At 39.0% G+C, this 5,533-nt stretch carries 2 protein-coding genes and 1 pseudogene; 1 reads left to right on the top strand and 2 read right to left on the bottom strand.

Annotation, left to right across the window (positions count from 1 at the left end):
- Window positions 1-115, top strand: a pseudogene (locus tag H1P_RS40045) (IS701 family transposase); the annotation flags it as partial.
- Between the two features lie 63 nt (window positions 116-178).
- On the opposite strand, the gene H1P_RS30415 reads toward H1P_RS40045, so the two are convergent.
- Complete coding sequence (locus H1P_RS30415; protein ID WP_144874791.1) at window positions 179-2,887, bottom strand: CHAT domain-containing protein; 2,709 nt, start codon at window positions 2,885-2,887, stop codon at window positions 179-181.
- 78 nt (window positions 2,888-2,965) lie between these two features.
- Window positions 2,966-4,723: a ShlB/FhaC/HecB family hemolysin secretion/activation protein gene (locus H1P_RS30410; protein WP_144874789.1), complete on the bottom strand. Its 1,758-nt coding sequence runs from the start codon at window positions 4,721-4,723 to the stop codon at window positions 2,966-2,968.
- Window positions 4,724-5,533 lie beyond the last annotated feature (810 nt).

Here is a 5,533-nt window from a genome sequence, read left to right as displayed (position 1 = left end):
AAAAATGCGTTCAAATAGCTCAATTTCTAATTGGTATCAATTGCAAAGGAATCTATTCACTTTAGTAATTCGCGAATACATTTTAAGTAATCTTACAGATACTTTTGCCGTTTAGCATCCATGACAGTGATTTTTTGTCAATGCGTAAGTTCTATTTATTTACTACTATATTGATTTACTACAACCAATTACCCACTAACACAAAAGGAGCCCAGTAGTAAGGATGAGAGTAGGGAGAGTTTTCGATTTGAAGCAAATCTAGCTGTGCTTGACGGAGAGCTTTTGCTTTACTGATATCAACATTTTCTGACAAGTTGCGATAGAAATAACCCATCAATTCGGCGGTAGCATCATCATTGGCACCCCAGAGAGTAGCAATGGTACTTTGTGCGCCCGCTCTGACAGCAACTCCTGCTAATCCCAGAATAGCTTGATTGTCTCCTTCCGCAGTATTACAAGCACTGAGGACTAATAGTTCGATGGGAGAACGTCGAAAATTGCGGGTTCTTAAAAGTTGATCTAATTGTTTAACATTAATTAAGCGTTCGCCTTCGGTTGGGCTACCACTCAAAATAAAAGTTTGCTCCGAAGTAGAGCCAAACTGTCCGTGGGTTGCTAGGTGAACTACAGGATAGTCTGTTGCTGCTAGTTTTTGCTGTAAGCTTTCTTTAGTAAAGGCTTCATCGAGTAAAATGTCGGAATCAGCAAAAACAGCTTTAATTTCGTTTAATTCGGTTTCTACTTGAGGAATAGGAGGAAAATCGTATTCAGGAAAGTCGCTAGTTGTTCCTGCTGCTAGCACCCTAATATCTTGTTGTTGTAAAGGTTGAGGATTGGTTAATTGTAGTCCAGAAGTCAAAGCAACGTTGTAGTCTTTTTCAATCAGGTATTGTTCTCCATCATGAAGTAAAGCCATCGGGATACTACGTAATGGGCCATCCAAAACAAATACTAAAGTTTCCACATTGTTTGCTTCGAGGGTGGCTTCTGCTGGCTGAATCAACCAATTATAGATTTCCTGTGCTAGGGGTAAGAGATCCTCTTGAAGAGCATCTTGTTCAGATTTTTTAATAATTTGTTCTTCTTGAGAGTTGCCTCTTGCACCACGAAAGGCTTCTGCAAAACCAGGATTGGTTAAAGTAAGTCGCCGTAATTGACTAATTTTATTGTCTACTTCTTGGGGGGTAATGGTAGTAGAATAGCGTTGTATGGGTTGTCCTGGAACAGTCAGAATAGCTTCTAAGCTATTAGAGAGGATAATTGGGTAAATTACGGCTGCTTTTTGGTCTACATCATCAATAATTACTGGTTCATCCGCAACATCAGAACAAGGATCGCGGAAGAAGTTATCTAGCTCAGAGATTTGCAGTGATTCTAAAACATTTCTGGCTTGAGCCAGTTGTTCGGGAGTAGAATCCTCTTGGAGTAGCAGGGTAATATAGCGACGGAAAATCGGTTCTACAGGAGTAGTCGCCAAATCGTTACGCAGAGCTTTAATAGTGTTAAAAGATGCTTGATAAGCTGATAATGCCGAACTGCGATCGCCCTGTTGAGTTAAAATACTACCTAGTTGAGCGTGCCAACGATAGGCAATTTCAGGATACTGAATTGTCGGAGCTAACTCTAAAGCTTGTTCTGTAAGTTGTTGGGCTTCATTGTATTGTTGATTTTTCTCGTAAAGACTACCCAAGTAACCATTGGCTTCTGCTTCTGCGGTAATATTATTGATTTTCTTCGCATCAGAAATCGCTGTTGCTAAAAGTTGAGCAGTATCATTATCTAATCTGTTTTGGCGAATTAAGCTTTGAGCTAAATTAATTTTGGCAAAAATTCCTCCGCGATTTAGGGGTAGTTGCTCCACTTGGGATTGGGCTTGTTGAGTCAGGGTAATAATTTGAGGTTGTAATCTTTGATTAATCTCTATTTGTAACTTAATTGCGCCTGTTCTAATTTGCTCGCGAAAACTAGTGTCAGAAATGCCTACTTCATCGAGATTATTACTCAAAGAGCTAATTGCTGATTGCCAAAATTCCCCAGTATCTAGTAATAAACTAAGATTATTTAACTCTGCTTTAACTGTACTTAGGGCTGAGTTGCTTTGGTTGGCTGCTTGCTGATAAAAGCGAATAGCATCTTGATAAGATTCTAAAGCAGCATCTACATCGGCATTACGGTTAGAAATAATATCTAAGGCAATAGTTTGTGGGGGAAATCGATTTTGTTGTTGCTGGGCGATTTGACGATATGTATTACCCAGACTAAGTAAAGCTGCGGTTTCTTGACTGACATTATTGGTTTGTCGCGCTGTCTCTAAACTAAGGCGAACTATTTCACCAGCTACTTGAGGATAATCATTATGACGCAAATAATCCCCTAAGCGTAATAATCCTGTAGCTTGATTAGTAGATGGCTCTTGACCAATAATGGGCTGTAAACTGGCTAAGAATGTTGTTTCTCGATCTTCTACAGCATCATTGACTCCTTGTAATTGTTGTTCTAGAGGTCTAATAGAATTTAAAAGCTCCAAGCAGTTAGTATTATCAATCTCAAAGGCTTGCAAGACACTGCCACAAGAATCATCATAGAGTCCTAATCCTTGTTGGGCAGTGGCAGTATTGAGTAAATTAGCAGTGCTGCTTGCTCGATCTCCTTGTTCCTCGTAAGCTTTAGCTGCTGCTTGCCAAGTTTCAATTGCTTTATCCAATTGTCCTGCTTCATAAAAAGTTTTACCCTGCTGTGTCAACTGTTGGGCTTCTGGAGGCTGTTCTACCGATAAAGCAGGGATACATAAAGCCAAGAGTAAGCCACAAACTGCTAACAAAATAACTTGTAGTTTTTGATTAATTCGTCTTCCAGGATAGAAGACTAACTGTTTTAAATAATTCATCACAACTCACCACTAATAACTAACAACTAACCACTGTCGGGACAAGGCACAGCAAAAGCCCCTACCCACTAACCATTTTTAAAACGGCGAATATTCTAGAGAGAAATAAAGACCATCTTCCTGTAAAGTGCGATCGCTATCGTCCACTTCAACCAAAGGAATACCCCAATCTAGGCGAGCATTGAAACGTTCATTAATATTTAACTGTAAACCTAAACCGACAGAAAATACTGTATCTTCCTCTTGATCGGCATCTTCTCGATCGCTCCATACTGTACCAAGGTCAGTAAAAGGAATAATCGCAATCGTGTTTTGATTGTCATTCCAACGCACGAAAGGAAAGCGAAACTCTCCTGAAAAGATAATACCGTTATCTCCCAAAAGAGAATCTTGGCGATAACCCCTAACGCTATCAGCACCACCGACGCTAAATTGTTCTAAAGCAATTAAATCATTGGGGGTTAACTGCACATCAGAACGTAATAAGATAGTAGTGTTAGATTCTGTATCTAAAAGGCGAACCCATTGCAACTGTCCGCGCCAAGCAAAGAAATTTCCATCAGGTTGTCCTTCAGTAATTGTGGCATCAAAAGCATCCAAACCCAAACTAAATTGCGATCGCCCTGCTAGGACATCAAACCGTGTTCTTCTCGTCCAATCTTGGAAGAAGCGTAAAGCAATCACATTGGTTTCGCCATTCTCATCTGCACCACGGGATAGCGGGAAAGGTTCACTGTTTTGAGTATTTGGATTGTAAATAGTCGTGCTATTTGCTTGGCGAGAAAATTCTAACCCCACTGCTAATTCTTGAGTGGAGTTGGCTGACGCTTCTAAAATTATAGGCTGTCTAATATTAAGTTTGTATTCATCAGTTTGGGAATTAATTCTTAAGCTATCAAACGGAGGTTCGATAATATCACTATCGATAAAGCGATAACCAAAACTAACAGTCCCATTTAAAGAATTGTAGGGTACGGTAAAGTCAAAATCATAATCATTACTACCATCGGTATTGCGATAGGCAAAACTAATTTCTTCTCCACCACGGGCAAAGTTATTATGTCTTAAAATAATCCCTCTTTGGAAACTACCGACACTGGGAGTCCGACTATTATTGGCAAAAATACTAGGATCGAACGCATCGGCTTGTTCTACGTCAATATCTAATTGCCAGCGATTGCGGGAAGCACCTACAGATAGTTCAGCATTGATTCTTTCTACCAAAGGATTGAGTTGTAATAATTGTAAAGCTTCTTGTAACTCATTAATATTAAAAGGTGCTTTGGTGCCTCTTTGCAGACGCGATCGAATATATTCTTCGCTGAGTCTGCCATTAACTGTAATTTGAGAACTATCAATACTACCTTCTATTACCTGAACTACCAATAGATCCTGTTCGGTTTGTTGGGGCGGAATTAATGCACCTGAATTGACATAACCATTTTCTTGATAAAGCTGGGTGATTTCCGTTTCAATTTCTAATAAATCGCTAAAACTAATGGGTTTTCCCCTATAGCGAGCTAAAACTTTTTCCTGAATTTCTGCATCACTAAAAGCAGTATTGCCTTCTATTTGAAACCGCTCAATAATGAAGGTAACATCAGAGTCTCCTTCTGGAGTTTGAGGGGGTGCAGTCTCAGGAGTACTTTCTAATAAATCATCTAAAGATGGTAACGGCTGAGAATCAGGAAAACTAGGCTCTGTAGTGGGAGGTATGGGAACTTCTTGAACATCGACATCTTCTGGAGATGGTAATGAAGGTGAACCTGGTGATGCTTCTTGAGCTTGAACTATTCCTCTACTTTCCAAAACCACTGCCATTGTGGTGGCAATCATTAAAAAAGTAAATTGATAGAGTGATCTACAAAAATATTTCATGTATGTGTGTGAATCTTATGACTTAGCTCTTTAGTTATCGAAAATAATCAAAAACTCCCGATCGTCCTTCGTCCTCAAAAGGATGAATTATGAGGGACTTCGTTAAGCATAAGGATTAAAGGATCAGGAATCAGAAAAATTCTTTGCTCATCCCTAATTTCTGATACTTCATCCTTGAAAAAGCTTCCTCGTTCCCTTTAGGTTTTAAGCCTCCTCCGTGACTGACGGAATAAGTTTCGTAGAGCTTCCTTACTTCTTGAAAACTAGTCCTCTTTCCTCCTTCCTTATTTGACTTTAGCCCTTCCAAAATATACTATTCTGTGACTACATTTCGTCAAGCGATCGAGATTTTTTTAACGTTTTGCAATCAGCTTATATCTAAGCTTTATGGCAAGAGAGCTTTTATTATGCAAAACAATCAATCAGATTTCGTTTCAAAGTTAACTGCGTCTACCCAACTTATCAACCAAAAATAGCTAATTGCGACCTAATAGCTGTCAGCCATTAGCAATTGGTAACAAGTTAAGGTAATTTACTTGTTATCAAACCCTCATCTGAAAGTGATTTCAATCGAACTGATATCTTATACCAGTTTCAATGACCGCCACAGATTAAAATCTATGGCTAATTTTACTAATATAAAACTCAGATCTTGCACCAAGAAAAGTTGATAAGAGAACGGATAGCTGAAGTGTTTGCGTAGAGGAGATGGCAGCTAGTTCTCTATGTTTAATAGAGAACTAATATTAAAGATTAATAAAAACTCTG

Source organism: Hyella patelloides LEGE 07179 (assembly GCF_900659865.1).
Classification (GTDB): domain Bacteria; phylum Cyanobacteriota; class Cyanobacteriia; order Cyanobacteriales; family Xenococcaceae; genus Hyella; species Hyella patelloides.
This window is presented reverse-complemented; position numbering and strand designations above follow the sequence as displayed.